This is a genomic window from Pseudomonas sp. IT-P74, from assembly GCF_949768175.1.
Taxonomy (GTDB): Bacteria; Pseudomonadota; Gammaproteobacteria; order Pseudomonadales; family Pseudomonadaceae; genus Aquipseudomonas.
This window is the reverse complement of sequence record NZ_CATKQD010000014.1, coordinates 1-17712: the sequence shown is the minus strand read 5'-3', so window position 1 is coordinate 17712 and position 17712 is coordinate 1. Positions and strand designations below refer to the sequence as shown.

General features: G+C 60.4%; 14 protein-coding genes and 2 pseudogenes. 7 read left to right on the top strand and 9 right to left on the bottom strand.

Features of this window, described 5'->3' with window-relative positions:
* Positions 1-18: 18 nt before the first annotated feature.
* From ACM6J5_RS12420 to ACM6J5_RS12410, 3 genes and pseudogenes are all read right to left on the bottom strand, one after another.
* A pseudogene (locus ACM6J5_RS12420) lies at positions 19-456 on the bottom strand (methyl-accepting chemotaxis protein); the annotation flags it as partial.
* A gap of 150 nt (positions 457-606) precedes the next feature.
* Positions 607-1224, bottom strand: a pseudogene (locus tag ACM6J5_RS12415) (PAS domain-containing protein); the annotation flags it as partial.
* A gap of 228 nt (positions 1225-1452) precedes the next feature.
* Positions 1453-2766, bottom strand: a complete 1314-nt coding sequence (locus ACM6J5_RS12410) for an MFS transporter (RefSeq protein ID WP_414928603.1) — start codon at positions 2764-2766, stop codon at positions 1453-1455.
* A gap of 202 nt (positions 2767-2968) precedes the next feature.
* Here ACM6J5_RS12410 and ACM6J5_RS12405 point away from each other — a divergent pair, with 202 nt between their 5' ends.
* The 3 genes from ACM6J5_RS12405 to ACM6J5_RS12395 all read left to right on the top strand — a co-directional run bounded on the left by ACM6J5_RS12405 (position 2969) and on the right by ACM6J5_RS12395 (position 6323).
* The gene (locus ACM6J5_RS12405; RefSeq protein WP_414928602.1) at positions 2969-4387 is read left to right on the top strand and encodes a short-chain fatty acid transporter; all 1419 of its coding nucleotides are present in this window, start codon (positions 2969-2971) and stop codon (positions 4385-4387) included.
* A 93-nt stretch (positions 4388-4480) separates the two neighbouring features.
* Positions 4481-5653 (top strand): hypothetical protein, encoded by a 1173-nt coding sequence (locus ACM6J5_RS12400; RefSeq protein ID WP_095945258.1) that lies wholly within the window; start codon positions 4481-4483, stop codon positions 5651-5653.
* Between the two features lie 145 nt (positions 5654-5798).
* On the top strand, positions 5799-6323 hold the full coding sequence (locus ACM6J5_RS12395) for a lysine methyltransferase (protein WP_414928601.1): 525 nt from the start codon (positions 5799-5801) through the stop codon (positions 6321-6323).
* A 6-nt stretch (positions 6324-6329) separates the two neighbouring features.
* Here ACM6J5_RS12395 and can read toward each other — a convergent pair whose 3' ends face one another.
* The gene (can, locus tag ACM6J5_RS12390; protein WP_008046121.1) at positions 6330-6974 is read right to left on the bottom strand and encodes a carbonate dehydratase; all 645 of its coding nucleotides are present in this window, start codon (positions 6972-6974) and stop codon (positions 6330-6332) included.
* Between the two features lie 168 nt (positions 6975-7142).
* Here can and ACM6J5_RS12385 point away from each other — a divergent pair, with 168 nt between their 5' ends.
* The gene (locus tag ACM6J5_RS12385) at positions 7143-7535 is read left to right on the top strand and encodes a serine kinase/phosphatase (RefSeq protein WP_150672444.1); all 393 of its coding nucleotides are present in this window, start codon (positions 7143-7145) and stop codon (positions 7533-7535) included.
* 106 nt (positions 7536-7641) lie between these two features.
* Here the strand turns inward: ACM6J5_RS12385 and rimI are convergent, their stop codons facing one another.
* Together rimI and ACM6J5_RS12375 are read right to left on the bottom strand one after the other, a co-directional pair.
* Positions 7642-8094, bottom strand: coding sequence for a ribosomal protein S18-alanine N-acetyltransferase (rimI, locus tag ACM6J5_RS12380; RefSeq protein ID WP_007978046.1), 453 nt, complete (start codon positions 8092-8094; stop codon positions 7642-7644).
* Positions 8087-8833, bottom strand: coding sequence for an energy transducer TonB (locus ACM6J5_RS12375; protein WP_414928626.1), 747 nt, complete (start codon positions 8831-8833; stop codon positions 8087-8089). The genes rimI and ACM6J5_RS12375 overlap by 8 nt, the downstream gene beginning before the upstream one ends.
* Before the next feature lie 219 nt (positions 8834-9052).
* Here ACM6J5_RS12375 and mksB point away from each other — a divergent pair, with 219 nt between their 5' ends.
* From mksB to mksF, 3 genes are read left to right on the top strand one after another with little or no spacing between them, the layout of a single operon-like run.
* A complete protein-coding gene (mksB, locus tag ACM6J5_RS12370) occupies positions 9053-10330 on the top strand; it encodes an Mks condensin complex protein MksB (protein WP_172435383.1) in 1278 nt (425 codons plus the stop codon).
* Positions 10320-11021, top strand: a complete 702-nt coding sequence (mksE, locus tag ACM6J5_RS12365) for an Mks condensin complex protein MksE (protein WP_095945253.1) — start codon at positions 10320-10322, stop codon at positions 11019-11021. Before mksB ends, mksE begins: the two co-directional genes overlap by 11 nt.
* A complete protein-coding gene (mksF, locus tag ACM6J5_RS12360; protein WP_095945252.1) occupies positions 11018-13858 on the top strand; it encodes an Mks condensin complex protein MksF in 2841 nt (946 codons plus the stop codon). The genes mksE and mksF overlap by 4 nt, the downstream gene beginning before the upstream one ends.
* Positions 13859-14047: 189 nt before the next feature.
* Here mksF and ACM6J5_RS12355 read toward each other — a convergent pair whose 3' ends face one another.
* Genes ACM6J5_RS12355 through ACM6J5_RS12345 form a run of 3 tightly spaced genes read right to left on the bottom strand, consistent with a single transcriptional unit; the run spans position 14048 to position 17613 of the window.
* Positions 14048-16351: an intermembrane transport protein PqiB gene (locus ACM6J5_RS12355; protein WP_095945251.1), complete on the bottom strand. Its 2304-nt coding sequence runs from the start codon at positions 16349-16351 to the stop codon at positions 14048-14050.
* The gene (locus ACM6J5_RS12350; protein WP_095945250.1) at positions 16344-16967 is read right to left on the bottom strand and encodes a paraquat-inducible protein A; all 624 of its coding nucleotides are present in this window, start codon (positions 16965-16967) and stop codon (positions 16344-16346) included. Before ACM6J5_RS12350 ends, ACM6J5_RS12355 begins: the two co-directional genes overlap by 8 nt.
* Positions 16954-17613, bottom strand: coding sequence for a paraquat-inducible protein A (locus tag ACM6J5_RS12345; RefSeq protein ID WP_095945249.1), 660 nt, complete (start codon positions 17611-17613; stop codon positions 16954-16956). The genes ACM6J5_RS12350 and ACM6J5_RS12345 overlap by 14 nt, the downstream gene beginning before the upstream one ends.
* Positions 17614-17712 lie beyond the last annotated feature (99 nt).

The window sequence follows — 17712 nt, the reverse complement described above, 5'->3', positions numbered from 1 at the left end:
GCGGGCACAACGCAGGACTCAACTCACCAACTGATTGGCAAACTGCCCCACCGCATTGACCACTTTCTGCGCGCCGTCCTGGATCTCGACAATCACCGTCCCCGCTTCCGCCGCCAGCGCCAGGCCCTGCTCGGCCTGTAGCTTGCCGTCGGTCATCAGGGCCACGGCGTTGCGCGCCATGTCCTGGTTCTGCCGCACCACGAGGACAATTTCGTCGGTAGCCTGGCTGGTGCGCGACGCCAGTTGCCGGACTTCATCCGCCACCACGGCGAAACCCCGACCCTGCTCGCCGGCACGCGCCGCTTCGATGGCCGCGTTGAGCGCCAGCAGGTTGGTCTGCTCGGCAATGCCGCTAATGGTTTTGACGATGGTACCGATCACCAGCGATTGCTCGTTCAGAGCTTCGATGCCATCACCGGCGGTTTGCATATGCCTGGCCAGGTCACGCATTACGTCCACGGCCTGGGTCACAACGGCGTTTCCGCGCTGGGCGCTTTGGTCGGTTTGCTGCGAGGTGCTGTAGGCAATGTTGGCGGCCTCGGCGACGGCTTGTTCCTGATTGACTTGATCGGTAATCACCGTGGCGAACTTCACCACCTTGTACAGCTTGTTGTTGGCATCGGCCACCGGGTTGTAGGACGCCTCCAGCCAGACCGTACGACCTTGGCTGTCGACACGTTTGAAACGGTCGGCCACGTACTCGCCCGCGTTCAGACGACGCCAGAAGTTCTGATACTCGGCGCTGTTGTACTCCTCCGGCAGGCAGAAGGTGCGGTGATGCTTGCCCTTGATCTGCGCCAGGCTGTAACCCATGCCACTGAGAAAGCGGTCGTTGGCGGTCAGCACGTTGCCATTGAGGTCGAATTCGATCACCGCCGTGGAGCGCACCAGCGCACCGATCAGGTTCTCGTGTTCGCGGGAGGCCTCGATGGTGCGAGTCAGATCACTGGAGATAATCGAGAAATGCCTGATCTTGCCGTCTGTCGAGCGCACGGGTTGGACGATCGAGCGCAACCAGGCTTCCTGGCCCGTGCCGCGCAACAGGCGCACAGCGCCGGCGAAGTGCTCACCACGAATCAGCGCGTTTTTGAAACGTTGCTGGAATTCGTCGTGTTTGACGTGATCCGGGACGATCTCTTCGATATGCCGGCCAATCAGCTCGTTGCTCTTGTAGTGCATTTCGCCAAGGAAGTTCTGGTTGACCGATTGCACCCGCCCGTCCATATCGAGGGTGAGCACCAGCATCTCGCTTTCCAGGCTTTCCTTCACTTGCTGGAGGCTGGAGAGTTCTTCACGAAGAGCTGACAGCTCCTGCTTCAAGCGTTTATTGAACATGGGAAAGCACCGACGGACAGGGGTAGAAAGCGATATGCAGCCTAACCATCGGCCTTGGAAACATTTACTTAAGCGTGTTTCAGGTTTGTCCTACAAAAATAGTTGTGATGCGCACAATCAATGCGCGCCAGCAGTGGAACAGCCTGCGATTCTCGGCATCCGTGCACCGAAATAAGCCGCGCTGCCCACGCCCACCGCCCCCATCACCGCACTGAACATCACGCAGATCCATGGACTCCACGGCATCAGACCGATCAACAGCAGCGGTGTGACACTCGCCCATACGGCGTAGGCAATGTTGTAGGTGAACGAGATGCCCGAGACGCGAATCCGCGCCGGGAACAGGCCGACCATGACCGATGGCACCGCGCCGACCACCCCACAGGACAGCCCTGCCACGGCGTAGGCCAGACCGATCCAGACGCCGCCCATGATCAGGCAGCCATACAGCACGCCGATGCCCAGCGGCAGCAGCAGGCTATAGAGCATCACCGTGCGCCAGGCGCCGATGCGGTCGACCAGCAGCCCGGCGAGCACGCAGCCGATGTTCAGGAACACGATGCCCAGTGCACTCAAGGCGAAGGTATGGCTGGCGGTCATGCCAAAGGTTTTCTGCATCATGGTCGGGGTGATGACCACGAACACCACCACGGCCGAAGTCAGCACGCAGGTGAGAATCATCGCCGGCAAAATGGCCAGGCGATGCTCGCGCAAGACCGTGCGCAGCGGCAGTTCGCCGGCCGCCTCGCGTTGCGCCTGCATGGCCATGAACACCGGGGTTTCGCTGAGCCAACGACGCAGCCAGACGCCAATCACCCCAAACACACCGCCCAGCAGGAAGGGGTAACGCCAGGCGTAATCGAGGATTTCCGTTGGACTGAACGCCTGCGCCAGAAAGGTCGCGGTCAATGCGCCGATCAAATAACCGAAGGTCAGCCCCGCCTGCAAGAAACCCAGGGCATAGCCGCGATGGGCGATGGGTGCGTGCTCGGCGACGAATACCCAGGCACTGGGCACCTCACCGCCCACCGCCGCGCCCTGGAGGATGCGCAGTGCCAACAGCAACAAGGGTGCGAAATAGCCGATTTGCGCGTAGATCGGCATGATCCCTATAAGCAGACAGGGCAAAGCCATCATCAGGATGCTCAGGCTGAAGACTTTCTTGCGCCCCAGACGATCAGCGAAGTGCGCCATCAGGATGCCGCCCAACGGTCGCGCCAGGTAGCCGGTGACGAAGATCCCGAAACTTTGCAGCAGGCGTAGCCACTCGGGCATTTCCGGCGGAAAGAACAACTGGCTGAGGGTCAGGGCGAAAAACACGAAGATGATGAAGTCGTAGATTTCCAGCGCCCCGCCGAGCGCGGCGAGCCCAAGGGTCTTGTAGTCCGAGCGGCTGAACGGCGCCGGGCGCGAATCGGTGTTGGCAGTCATGAAAAGAACTCTGGCACAGGCAAAAACCAAGGCGCCCATGGTCTACGCAAACGCATCGGCGGACAACCCGTTAGACCAAAGTCCCATGGCCACGAAACAGCCCCGCAAAAAACCTCGGTTTGAATTAATGTTGGCGTCTGTCCAGACGGGCGGTTACTGCCCCGAAGACCAAAACAAACATAAAAATCCGAGGTACCCCCCCGTGGCCGTTGATATCGAAGATAGCCGCTCCGCCCGCTTTGCCCTGCGCTGCTCAAGTTTTGCCGAACGCTGGTTCCCCGACTCCTGGGTGTTTGCTGCCCTGGCGGTGATTATCGTGGCCCTGGCTACCATGGCGATGGGTGCCAAGCCCACCGATGCCGCGATGGCGTTCGGCGATGGTTTCTGGAGCCTGATCCCCTTCACCATGCAGATGGCCTTCGTGGTGATCGGCGGTTATGTGGTCGCCAGTTCGCCGCCAGCGGTGAAACTGATCGACCGACTGGCAAAGCTCCCGAAAAACGGCCGCTCCGCCGTGGCCTGGGTCGCACTGATCTCGATGGTCGCCTCGTTGCTGAACTGGGGCCTGTCCCTGGTGTTCGGTGGTTTGCTGGTGCGCGCCCTCGCCCGCCGCACCGATCTGAAAATGGACTATCGCGCCGCCGGTGCCGCCGCCTATCTGGGGCTTGGCGCGGTGTGGGCCTTGGGCCTGTCGTCGTCGGCAGCACAATTGCAGGCCAATCCGGCGAGCCTGCCGCCGTCGATTCTGTCGATCACCGGGGTGATTCCATTCACTCAGACGATCTTTCTCTGGCAGTCCGGCGTGATGTTGCTGGCCTTGATCGTCATCTCGCTGATCATTGCCTACGCCACGGCCCCTGGTCCGAACTCGGCGCGTGATGCCAAGGCCTGCGGCGTCGATCCGAGTTTCAACCTGCCGCCGCTGCAACCGCGCACCCGTCCCGGCGAATGGCTGGAATACAGCCCGCTGCTGATGATCCTGCTGGTGCTGCTGGCTGGTGGCTGGCTGTTCCACGAGTTCTCGACCAAGCCGGCCATCAGCGCGATTTCCGGGCTGAACACCTACAACTTCCTGTTCATCATGCTCGGCGCGCTGCTGCACTGGCGTCCGCGCAGCTTTCTGGACGCCGTGTCCCGCGCGGTGCCGACCACCACCGGCGTGTTGATCCAGTTCCCGCTGTACGGCTCGATCGCCGCTCTGATGACCACGGTCAAGGGCGCCGATGCGCAGACCCTGGCGCACCACATCTCGACCTTTTTCGTCAGCATTGCCTCCCACGACACCTATGCCCTGCTGATGGGCGTGTACTCGGCGATCCTCGGCTTCTTCATTCCGTCCGGCGGCGGCAAGTGGATCATCGAAGCGCCGTACGTGATGCAGGTGGCCAATGACCTGAACTATCACCTGGGCTGGGCGGTACAGATCTACAACGCCGCCGAAGCCTTGCCGAACCTGATCAACCCGTTCTACATGCTGCCGTTGCTGGGCGTACTGGGCTTGAAGGCGCGGGACCTGATCGGCTTCTCGTTCGTGCAGTTGCTGGTGCACACGCCACTGGTGCTAGTGTTGTTGTGGGCACTGGGGACGACGCTGGCGTATTTACCGCCGGTAATGCCGTAACCAAAAAAAGGGCCGGTATTGATATCGGCCCTTTTTGTTTCGCCCTGTCTGTTTCAATATCCGCTGGTCTTATACGCTGAAAAGGATCTGAGCATGTTCAAACTCGCGGCACTCACCCTCGCAGCCCTCACCCTGAGCACTACCGTCCACGCCGATGTCAATTTGAAGCTGGGCACTACCGAACGTGTTACCCGCCTCTTCGCCTACCCCAACAACTGCAACGTGATCTGCTTTCGCAACTGGACGCTCGAGCAAACCGTCGAGCATTACCTGACCCAAAGCGTGCAGCGTGATGGCTACACCGAGGCGAAGGTTCTGATCAAGACCGATAACAATCAGCTTTATGCCGAAATCAGCGGCGTACCCGCCGGTTATGAAAAGCCCCTGGCCGCGCTGCTCGACGCCGGTGACCTGGCCTATAACGGCGCCAGCAAACTGAATGCCGATGGCAAGTGGGCGTACAGTTGGTATCTGTTCCTGCCGTTGGGTATGGCCCTGGAAAACCGCAAAAGCGTCGAACTGCTGCACTTCCCGCCAGACTATTCGCTGACCCAGGCCCAGGATTACCTGAGGTCCGCCACCACGGATCGCTGGGCCACGCTGCTGACTGTCAACGGCATCCCGGCCGGGCAGACGCCGGGCTACCAGACGATCATCGACATCGCCCCGATTGCCGCGCCGTCCAACGCGGGCAAGGACCTCGAAGGCGTCTACGACTACTTCAAGGATTACCAGACCACCATGGTCAAGGAAGTCAGCCTGAGCGCCAGCGGCGCAGCGCTGCCGATGGTCGCCTTCGGCGCGCCGGTACGTAACTGGATCAAAGAGCAATACGGGCAGACGGTGAACGTGTTGAGTCTGGCCCTGATCACCCCGGACAACGGCGTGAAAGTCCCCGTGTTGGGCTCCAACCACCCGAGCTACATTTGGTATGCCGCCGATCCGGCAAGCTATACCGGCAGTGACGCCCAGGCCAAGGCCGATGCCGCAGGCCTGAAAGTCATGGGCCAGGACTTGAGTGCTGCGTGCTGGCAGGCCGCCATGGGCCGCCAACCGGACAGCAATCCGGACGTTGAGCTCAATACCTGCAGACAAACCTGGCAAGTGGCCCAGAAAGAAAAAACCTGCGAACTGTTCTACACCTCGATCCGTAACCTGTCGCCCCAACAGGCTGTGGGTAAATGCGCGACAGCTTCGATCGTGTCCCAGCTCAAACAACTCAAGGCCCCGGCGCCAACCACGGCAAAACCTGCTCCGCCGTTGTAATCCGATGAACGGCGGTCAAATCTGTCACTTATGACAGTAGACCGCCCGTAGTATCTGCGAGAGGCTTGAGCTGAACTCATGTGCCGCTGTGCTGACAGGAACGTCGGCACAAGGAAGTCGCAGCACTCAGCAGACAGGGATCGTTATGAAAGCTCACGCCCCTCAACGAAAACGCCCGCAACCGCCGCAAGGTATTTACCCCTTTTCGGAGCTGCCCGTTCACCTGGGATTTCCGTCCCTGGCCGACTTCGAAATCATTGAAAACGCCAAGGGCGAAGCCACGGCTGTTGCCGCACGGCGCGAGTTCCCGCGAATCACCCGTCTTTGCCGGGCGTCGGGGCACTTACTGCCCTATCGCTGCCGGCATACCCGTCAACTCGCCCCGGGCGTGCACGTCTACGACCCGCGCTTCTGCGGACTGTTGCGACACTCCTGCGACCCCAATGTCTTTCTCGACTTGAGCGAGTTGTGGTTATGGACGCTGAAGGACATCGGCCAGGGTGACTGGCTGACCATGGACTTCGCCGCCAGCGAAGACAAACTGCAGCGCCAGTTCGCCTGCCAGTGCGGCTCATACGAGTGCCGAGGCTGGATCACCGGCTACGATGAGGAGCCGAACGCCGACGGCCAGCTGTTTTTGCAACAGTGGCGTCGGCGAAGTCGGTATTGAAGGGTTTCACAGAGGTTCGAACGGACGCAGGCGGTACTGCGGCGGCAGTTGCTCGAAACCGCTGATGGTCGCGTTCAGGCTCTTCCAGCGACCATCCTTGATACCGTAGATGCAGCCGTGGATCGACAGGCTCTGCCCACGGTGCCAGGCGTTTTGCACAATGCTGGTGTGCCCGACGTTGGCTACCTGCTGGATCACGTTGAGTTCGCAGAGGCGGTCGACGCGCTCTTCTTCGGTGGCGTATTTGGCCAGTTCTTCGCGTTTTTCATAATAGAGATCGCGAATCGAACGCAGCCATCCGTCGATCAGGCCGAACTGGCGATCCTGCATCGAAGCCCGCACACCGCCACAGCCATAGTGGCCGGTGACCAGAATGTGTTTGACCTTGAGTACATCGACGGCGTACTGAATCACCGACAGGCAGTTGAGGTCGGTGTGCAGCACGACATTGGCCACATTACGGTGTACGAACAGATCGCCCGGCAGCATGCCGACGATCTCGTTGGCCGGTACACGGGCGTCGGAACAACCGATCCACAGGAACTCAGGGGTCTGTTGGCGAGCCAGCTTGGCGAAGAAGTCAGGATCTTCCTCCTTGATCGCAGCGGCCCAACGCTCGTTGTTATCAATCAGATCTTGTAATTCGTTCATGCTTTGAAGCCTCAAGAATGATGCGCATCTTTGACTGACAACCGTCTGTCGGGGTCACGCGCGAAATGCAGATGCTCTCCTGATCCGGAACACGGGGCTCCATGCCGGTGGAATTCTCGGTAGCCAAGTAGGTCAACCGTAGTAAGGCCTACAGTATGAGGAATTACCATGAATGATTCACGACGTCCGTACGATGCGGCGCAACCGGAACCCGTCGATGACAACGAAGACCGCATGGGCTCGGTGCGCGAGCTGGACTTCGATGAAGAAGCGCCCGGCGCCAGAATCGGTGACGAACTGCCGGAAAGGGAGCGCGAGCAACTGATGCCTCGTCGGCGCGGACGTGAAGCGGGCCTGACCGGTGACCATCAACCGACCGACGACGACCTGAGCCCGGAAACCCTGATCCGTGAAGACGGCGCCCGGGATGCCCATGAGACCGGCGATGATAGCCGAGCGGATTGGGACCTGAGCATTGTCGATGAGGACGATATTGGCGGCGGCGATGGCCTGGATGAGGCTGAACTGGCGCGGCGCGATCCGATGGACGGCAAGCGCTGATCTTTGGTGTCTGTCAGGCCCTCATCGCGAGCAGGCTCGCTCCCACAGGTTTTATGCACGACACAAATCGCTGTGGGAGCGAGCCTGCTCGCGAAGCTTTTGAGGCTCAATCCACCAAAGTACAGGCCATGACCACCGCATCTTCGCGCCCGCCCACCGCCGGGTAGTAATCCCGACGCCGTCCGATCTCGTTGAAACCATAACGCTCATACAGCTTGAACGCCGCGGTATTGCTGTCGCGCACTTCCAGGAAGCACTCCCGGGCGTCGGCCTTGTAAGCGATCGACATCAAATGCTCAAGCAAGGTCAGCCCCAGGCCGCGGCCCTGGTTTTCCGGCTTGACCGTGATGTTCAGCAGGTGCGCCTCGTCGAGGATGATCTGCACCACACCGTGGCCGACCTGCTGCTGACCTTCGAACATCAGCCAGATCTGATACTTGCCCAGGCCATCGAGGAAAATCCCGCGGGTCCAGGGGTGGCTGTAGGCCGCGTATTCGATTTTCAGTACGGTTTCCAGGTCCGCCTCGGTCATCGGGCGAAACGATACAGCGTCACTCATTCGATTCTTTCCAGCGCGCCATCAGCCGACGCATGGCTTGCCAGACATCAGCTTTACGCTGTGGCTCTTCCATTAATAATTCCAGGCCCGGCACTGCCCAGGCCGAGCCCAGGCCTTCGATCTGCAACTCGCGATTGAACGCCTCGGCATCCGCCTCGCCGGCAAATCGCACCGCAGGCAGGCCGATCAGCCACAAGCAGGCGCAGGGCGTTTCTTCCATGCGCACCGAGAGAAAACCTTGCACGAAGTCGCGGGCCGCTTCCGGGCCCTGATCCATCGTGCCACGCACCAACAGCGGCCAACGCACCGGCTCACCGACGATCTGCGGGCTGTCCGGCAGACCGGCGGCGCGCAGCATGTCCTTGAGCAGCAGGTAGGCCGGATCGCGAGTCTGGAAGGATTCGCCTGTGGGTAACTCCACCAGCAGCAGGCAACGCCCGGCCCGCAGCAATTGCAGGGCGAAACGCGGCGGCGGCACGACCGGCGCCTTGACCACGACCGGAGCCTCTTCGGCCTCTTCCACCGGTTTGGCCCCGGTGCGCGTGCTCGCCAACGATGGTCGCGGTACTTCGATCTTCGCCCGCTCGGCCGGCTTGACCACAGGCGCCACGGGCGCCTGAGCCACAACAGCGGGCACGACAGGCGCGACTACCACCGGCTCGGGGATCTCCAGCAGCTCGGGCCGCGACGGCGCGGCAAAGGGCAATTCGGTGCGCGGCAGCCAGTTGACCACCTGCATGGCGGCCAGATAAGCGCGACGACGGGACTCGATAAGCAAAGGTCGGCCACTTGTGGATAACTAAAGTGCGCTGATTCTACCGCCGTTCGCTCAAGATCGCCCGCAGTTGATCGATGCACTTTACCGAAAAGAAGGCGACAGTCCGTCCCGGGATTGAATCGCATTGCCCCCGATGCAGTACAATCGCGGCTTTTAATCGCCAACCAGCCGGCCATTCCGATGATCGAACCCAAGCGCGTCTTGCGCGCCCTCGCTGAACACTGGGCACTTCTGGAGCCACTGTGCGAGCACTTCGACCAAGGCACACTGAGCCTGAACGAACTGCGCACGCAACTGGCCGCCCAGCAACTCGACAGTACGCCGCAGGACATCACCAGCCTGCTGGATGTGTGGATTCGCCTCGATATCCTGGTTCCCGTGGCCAAAAGCCCGAACCGTTTCGAGCTCAACGCGCAGATTCACGACTTCCTCGCCTACCTGCGTCGTGAACACCGCCTGGGCCTGTGCCTGGAAATCGAAGCCTACCTGCGTCACCTCGAGCGCCTGGCCGGTTATATCCAGGACGCGTTCGATATTCGCGACGGCAATGACCTGGCCCGCCAGTTGCGCCTGCTCGACATGCGCGTGCGTGACGTGCTGAAAAAACTCGATAACGACGAACAGGCCCTGGTGGCCGTCGCCGAACGGGCGAAAACCAGCGACCGGCAGATTCCGTTGCGCCAGCGTTACGCTGAAGTGCTGGCGACCTGGGACGAATACGTCGAGCCGATGATTGATCTGGTGAACGCCGACGGCGCCTTCGAACAAGGCGTGCGCAAGGTCGAAACCGTACTGCTGAAGATGCTCAGCGAACAGCAGCGTCTCGGCCACCTGGTCGACGACGACATGCTGCTGCGCACCCACGCGCGCATCCTCGAAATGCAGACCAGCGCCCAACTGACCCTGCGTCACGCCCGCGAGCTGCTGCTGCCGCTGCGTGAAGAAGCTCGCCGGCACAACGCCGTGACCCGTGGCGCCGCATTGGCCTTGTCGATGATCCGCCGCAAGGGCATCGACGCCGTGCCACAGGCGGCGATGCCGATGTTCACCCGTCCGCAGAGTACCTTCCTCGGCAGCGCCAGCCAGGTCGAAGCCTACGTCTACGCCTTGGCCCGCTTCGAGCCCAAACCTGCACGCTTCCCCAAGGCGCACAAGACCCAGAAAGGCGAAGCGCCACGAGCGCCACGCACCGTTCGGGAAATGCTCGAACGCTGCGAAGACGCCCTGCCGATGCCGGACCTGATGACCTGGCTGCTGGAGCAGGAGCCGGACGGCGCCACCGACGAATTGCTGTACTGGTTCTCGCGCCTGTCGCGGGAGAAACGCTTCAAGCGCGAGCGTCTGGAACGTCGCCAATACCATACTCACGAGCACCAGGTCAGCCTGCGCTCCTTCGCCCTGCTCTCGGTCAGTAACACCGCCGCCGAGGATTCTGCGAGCACTCCTTATGCATCTTGATCTATCCGAACTGTCCCATCTGGCACCGATCTTTCGCGAGCTGTTCAAGGGTTATCACGTCAGCCGCCGCGATCCGGAGCTGTACGCACAGTTGTCGAACTTTCAGGACCAATACCGCACGCTGTTCAAGGCCCTGGGCTTTGAACTGGTCTGCGATACCCGCGGTTTCTACTACTTCGTACCAGACCTCGCGGCGGCGGCGGTGAACAAGACCGCCCAGCGTCTGGCGCTGTTCACCTTCATCCTCGTCGAGCACCTGGCCGACCAGGGCCGCGACCCGATCTCCGTGCTCGATGGCGGCAGCCTCGGCCGCGATGAGCTGCCGTCGTTGCTGGAAAAGTACCGCGACCTGTTCATCCAGGCCGAAGTGCAGACCCAGGACGAGTTGGAAGAAAAGATCATGCGCCGCATGACGCAACTCGGTTTCGCCAGCGAAGAAAACGGTGTCTACCGCTTCCTGCCGCCAATGCACCGCTTCCTTGATGTGTGCCTGTCGGTGCAACAGGACCGCGACCTGGCCGCCAGCCTGCACAGCGTCCTGCCGTTGCCGGTGCCGGTACTGATCGACGAAGACAGCGACGAAAAACTGCTGCAGACCGACGATCCGCTCGACCTCGCAGAATTTGAAGACGAAAGCGAAGAAGACGCCCTGGCCCGCGCCATCGCCGAAGAACAGGAGCTCGACGCATGAGCAAGGAACGTTACGGCATCCGCCGCTTTGCCCTTTTGAACACCGCCGGCTACAGCCTCGGCCTGTTTCCGCTGGAAGAGCCGCTGTCGGTATACGGCGCGAACAACCTCGGTAAATCCGCCTCGATCAACGCCTTGCAGTTCCCGATCCTGGCGCGCATGTCGGACATGAGTTTCGGCAAGTACAGCCTGGAACAATCCCGGCGCTTCTACTTCGCCTCGGACACCAGTTACATCCTGGTGGAAGTGAACCTGCCCCACGGCCCCCACGTGATCGGTGTGGTCGGCCGCGGCCCGGGTGGCGGCTTCGGTCATCAGTTCTTTGCCTATGCCGGCAAACTGGACCTGGCCCACTACCAGAAAAACGACACCTGCCTGCGCCAGAAAGAACTGTTCACCAACCTTGAGCGCGAAGGCCTGAAAGCCTACGAACTCAAGCCGGACGAATTGCGCCGTTTGCTGGTCGGTGGTCACACCTCGATCCCGCTGGACCTGACGCTGATTCCATTGCGTTCCACCAGCGAGCAGAGCCTGAAGACCTTCCGCGCCCTGTTCATCAACCTGCTGCACATGCGCGAAATCACCGCGGCCAAGCTCAAGCAGCTGTTCCTCGATGCCTTCGAGCACAGCCTGCGGTCCGGCAGCGTCGATTACATTGCCGCGTGCGAAGAGGCGTTCCGCGATGTACGACGCATGGAGCAAGACTACAACTCGCTGGTCGCCGCCGGCCCGCTGGTCGAAGCTCTGGCCAACGGTGTGAAACAACGCGACATCCTGCGCGGCAAGCTGCACCGGATCTCGCCCCTGCTCGATTCGCTGCTGGGCACCTGGTCGGACTACGCCAGTGCGCGCAAGGAAGAGCTGACCATTCAGGCCGAGCACTACCGCAACGAACAGGACGCCCTGCAAAACGATCAGCGTGGTGGCACGCAGGAACTGATGCGCCTGGAGCGGGAAATCACCGGCATCCAGCGTTGGCTCGGCGAATTGTCGGTGCTCAAGCATCGCTTTGCCCTGGTCGATGACGTCAAGGTGCTGGAGCAACAGCTGCTCGCCGCCAAGGACGCCCATGACGAACTGGCCGGTGCATTGGCCCAGTCCCGTCAGTTCAGCGCCGAAGATCTGGAAGAGCGTCTGCGCGATCTGGAAAAACGCCTGAAGTCGGTCAGGCAGCAACTCGATCACGCCGACAACAACAGCTACGCCCGTCTGCGCGAAGAATTCTCGCAGCAGGACGTCGAGCGCCTGATGCGCCTGTTCAACAGCGCCCTGTTCAGTCTGCCGCTTGGCGAACACGGTATCACCCTCGACGAGAACGGCGACTGGGTGAAGTCCGTGGAACTGATCCTCGACGGCTTCAAAGGCGAACGCTTCGAAGTGCCGGGCCTGTCCATCGACATCTCCCACATCGAGCCGCCAGCGTTGCAGGCCCTGGCTGACCGCGCGGCGTTGCGCGACCAGAAGGAACGCCTGGACAAAGAACTCAAGCAACTGAAGACCCAGCAGGCCGTGGCCGCCGACCGCGCCGCGAGCAAGACCCAGACCGAAGCGCTGTACCAGCAAGTGCTGGATGCGCAGAAAGCCCTGGAAGACTTCCGCCGCGCGCAAACCCTGAGCGCCGAGGAAGGCGACAAACTGGAACAGTTGGCGCAGATGGAAGCCGCTCAGGACGAATTGAAGCGTTCCAGCGATGCCTTCACCGAGCGCGTCCAGCAACTGTCGGCCAAGCTGCAACTGGTCGGCCGCCAGATCGGCGACATGGAAGCCAAGCAACGCACTCTCGACGACGCCCTGCGCCGCCGTCAGTTGTTGCCGACAGACCTGCCATTCGGCACGCCGTTCATGGACCCGATCGACGATTCCATGGACAACCTGCTGCCGCTGCTCAATGACTATCAGGACAGCTGGCAAGGCCTGCTGCGCGCCGATGGTCAGATCGAAGCGCTGTACGCTCAGGTGCGCCTCAAGGGCGTGGCCAAGTTCGACAGCGAAGACGATATGGAGCGCCGCCTGTCACTGCTGATCAATGCGTACGCGCACCGCACCGATGAAGCCCTGACGCTGGGCAAGGCCCGTCGTGCAGCCGTGACCGACATCGCCCGGACCTTGCGCAACATCCGCAGCGACTACGACAGCCTCGAACACCAGCTGGCACTGTTCAACCGAGAGATCAACAAACGTCAGGTCTCCAACCTGCAAAGCTTCCGCATCGTGCTCGCGCCGAACAAGGAAGCGCTCAAGCACATCGACCAGATCATCCACAGCGCCGGTCAGTACGAAGAAGGCGAAACCCTGTCGGTCTTCGACCTCAGCCAAAGCGCCGAGCAGGACAACAAAAACGAAGAGGCCAAGGAATACCTGGCACGGCTGGTGGCGGCCAACCACAACCAGCTCGGCCTCAAGGACCTGTTCGAACTGGCGTTCGAGATCACCAAGGTCAACGGCCAACCGGTGATCCACACCGACATCGACGGCGCCGCTTCCAACGGCACCACCATGACCATCAAAGCGCTGACCAACATGTACTTGTTGCTGCACTTGATGGACCGTGACCAGGCCGGTCGTGTGCGCCTGCCGTACTACCTCGACGAAGCGGCGGACATCGATGAGAAGAACCAGGCCGCCTTGCTGGAAACCAGCCTGCAACTGGGCTTCGTGCCGATCCTGGCCAGCGTGAAGCCGCAGGTCTGCGCCAGTGTCGCCATCGACCTGGAAGGCGGCAGCGGCCCGGCCGGCATCTACATCGATGAGGCGGACTGGAAGTACATCCGTCGTCACGATCAGGTGAAGGCGACGGTCAACGAACAAGCGGATGAACCGGAGCTGGATGCGGTCTGAGGCTTGAATCGAAGGTAATGAAAAAGGCCGCGGTCCATTGGATCGCGGCCTTTTTTATCAACTTGTTTTTAGCCTTTCAGTGCGTTTGAAGGCCCCTTCGCGAGCAGGCTCCCACTTTAGATCGGCGTAAACGCAATCCATTGTGGGAGCGAGCCTGCTCGCGAAGACGGCAGCACAAGCACCATCAAACTATTTGCCGAGCGAAATCTTCGGCGCCCAGCCCAGCCATTCCTCTTCGAACTTGTCGAACAGCGCGAACGTCTGCTCGGGTCGCGCCGGGCTGCCCATGCGATCGCCGTCCGGCGTGGCAAAGGCGACACCGCCCTGAATCATCGTTTCCAGGGATTCAGTGCGCACCGTTGCACCTTTGAACAGACCGACATCGAAGTCGAAACCGCTGGTGTTCCAGAACCTTGTACCGCTGCGTACCAGTGGCGCGTACTTCGGCTCGATCAGGATATGGATCAGGACGCGATCAGCGGTCTGGCCCAGCTCATAACCGGTCACCTTGCCCACGGTGATTTCACGATACGTCACTGGCACGCCGGCCTTGAGCGAACCACGACGGGCCGCGCTCAACACCAGACTCAATCCCGCTTCCTGCTTTGCAGTTTCGGGAGCTGCGGCCAAAGCGACAAAGTTCTTCTGCGGTCCCAGGTTCTTCGGCGCCGGTTGCACCTCGATGTATTGCCCGGTCACCAGGGTTTCGAGGTTGGACGTCTTGATCAGGCCCAGCTCAGGCTTGACCACCCAGAACTGACTGCCGACCCGGGCGATGCGCTCCGGCACTTCGGTAATCCGCGCGGTCAGCAGCACCGATTGCAGATCGTCACTCAGGTCAACGTCCTCGATCTTGCCGACATCCAGGCCCTTGAAGCGAATCGGCGTACCCGTGCGCAAACCATCGGCGCGGTCGACCTTGATGGTGATCACCTCGCCCTTTTGCGTGGCGTCGTCACGGCTGGCGAACAAGCGGAAACGCGGAATACGTTTCTGTAGCGGCGCCTTGGCTTCCGGTGTTTCAAACGCAATACCACCGGCCATCAAGCTTTGCAGCGATTCACTTTTGACTTGAACCCCACCGGTCAGTCCGCCCGTGAGCGTGATCCCGCTGGCATTCCAGAAGCGCGTCGAGGCGTTGACCAGATCCTCGTATTCCTTCTCAATGTGCACACCGATGATCAACTGCTTTTTGGTGCGCGAGAACTGATAGCTCTGTACCGAACCGACCTTGACCTGCTTGTAGAGAACCGGGCTGCCGACTTCCAGCGAACCGAGATTTTCCGTGAACAACACCAGGTGCAGGCCGGGTGCACGCAGATCCAGCGGCGGCGCCTTGGCCCGTGCCGCAAACTCCCGTTGTGGTGCCGAACCCTTGTCGCCAGGCCGCACAGCGATGTAGTTGCCTTTGACCAACGCTTCGAGGCCGGTAATACCCGCCAGGGAAATAGACGGTTTGACCACCCAGAACTGTGTGCCCTCGACCAGATAATCCTCGGCCAGCGGATCCATCGTCAATTCGGCGGTGGCGCCGGACAGATCTGGATCGACCTTCAGCGCCTTGAGATTGCCGACCTGAATGCCTTTGTACATCACCGGCGTACGTCCAGCCTGCAAGCCTTCGAAGTCGCTGAGTTTGACCTTGACCCGGATACCGGCCGCCGCTGCATCGAAGTCTTCATACAGCCTGAATGGCAGGCTCGGGTCGGTAGGCGGGCTGTCCTTGCGGTTTTCCGGGGTGGCAAACGCAATACCACCGGCGACAATGCTGGCCAGGGATTCACTGCGAACCTTCACACCCGACAGATTAGCGTCGATGCTGATGCCACTGGCGTTCCAGAAACGCGTGTGTTTGCGCACCAGCTTGGCGTAGGTCGGCTCAATGAAGACCTTGAGCTCGACGGTGCTCTGGTCCTCGGACAACACATAGCTTTTGATCTGGCCCACTTTGATCTGTTTGTAGAACACCGGACTGCCACGGTTCAGCGAGCCCAGGCGGTCGGCCTTGATGGTCAAGTGCAGACCGGGCTGGGCATCGGAGAGCGGCGGTTCCTCGGCCAGGGCCTTGAACTTGCGCACGGGCTCGCCTTCCCCCGGGCTGATGGCGACATAGTTGCCTGAAACCAGCGTCTCAAGACCGGTAATCCCTGCCAGCGTCACGCTCGGCTTGACCAGCCAGAAACGTGTGCTGGTTCGCAAGTATTGCTCAACGTCCTTGTTCATTTCGATGCTGGCGATCACGCCTTTGGAGCTGCCTTCGTCATCGAGCTTGAGGCTTTTGACCTTGCCGACCGACATGCCTTTATAGACAACTTCGGTCTTGTTGGCCTGAATGCCCTCGCCGCTCTCAAATCGTACCTGAATCTGGATACCGGTCTCGCTATAGGCACGCCAGCCGAGCCAGCCGCCGATGATCAAGGCGATCAGGGGCAACACCCAAATGGCAGACCAGTTCGAAGCCGGTCGGGTTTTCGCTACAGGCAAATCAGTCATGGTCGTCGTCCGACTCCGTGTTATCCCAAATCAGTCGGGGATCAAAAGTTACCGCGGCAAGCATCGTCAGAATCACCACCGTGGCGAAAGCGATGGCGCCAAGATTGGCTTCGATGCTGGCAAGCCGTCCAAAATTCACGACCGCCACGAGGATGGCGATCACAAAGATATCGAGCATCGACCAGCGGCCGATGAATTCAATGAAACGGTACATCCAGATGCGCTGGCGAGCCGAAAGGGGCTGACGGCGCTGCACGGAAAACAGCAGCAGGGCGATGCCCACCAGCTTGAAGGTGGGCACCAGGATACTGGCGATAAACACCACGGCCGCTATGGGGAACATGCCGTAGTGCACCAACTCGATCACTCCCGCCATGATCGTGCTGGGCGCACCTTTGCCCAGGGAGTTCACGGTCATGATCGGCAACAAGTTGGCCGGTATGTAAAGAATGGCGGCGGTAATCAGCAATGCCCAGGTGCGCACCAGGCTATTCGGGCTGCGGGCATGCACCAGCGCACCGCAGCGCGTACAGACTTGCTCATCGGTATCAGCTTCCTGTCTGTTCAATTCATGACATTCCTTGCAAATCAGAATGCCTGCATCAATCGCCCGCATGCGCATCTTCTCCTGATAACGCTTGCCAGATCTGGTGAGGCGACATTACGACCTCCAGCCAGACTTGAATCAGCAACAAACCAATGAAGCACGCCAGGCCGAGGCCTACGGTGATGGCTGCCATATCTGCCAGTTTTACGATCGCCACCAGTACGCCCATGAAGTAAACCTCGAGCATCCCCCATTCGCGTATATGGTGATAAATGCGATAGAGCAACAAGCCGTAGCTGCGTCCGACATCGAAACGGATACTCAACAATACGGCCAGTTGGCACAGCAGTTTGAGCAGCGGGATCCCCATGCTGCACAGGAACACAATCACTGAAACGCTTTGCATGCCCGTGTCAAAAAGGGCGACAACGCCGCTCCAGACCGTGTCTTGCGAGGATTGGCCGAGTAGATGGAGCTGCATGATGGGTAAAAAGTTCGCCGGAATAAACAACAACAAGGCGGCGATGACCAGGGCAAGACTGCGCTGTACGACGTTGTACCGATTGGCATAAAGCTCGTAGCCACAGCGCGGGCACAGGGCTTTTTCGCCATGGGCGAGTTCTGGTTTACGCATGAGCAAGTCGCACTCATGACAGGCAACCAGATTTTCTAGTGGTAATTCTGACAGCCCTTGGGCGTCAACCGGCTCCGGCATAAGCGCTCTGACTCTGAAAAAGTTGGACCTATTCTAGTGTCCCGGGACAAAAATAACTGCGCCAATTTGTGCTTGATTGATCGTGCTTTTTTCTACGCC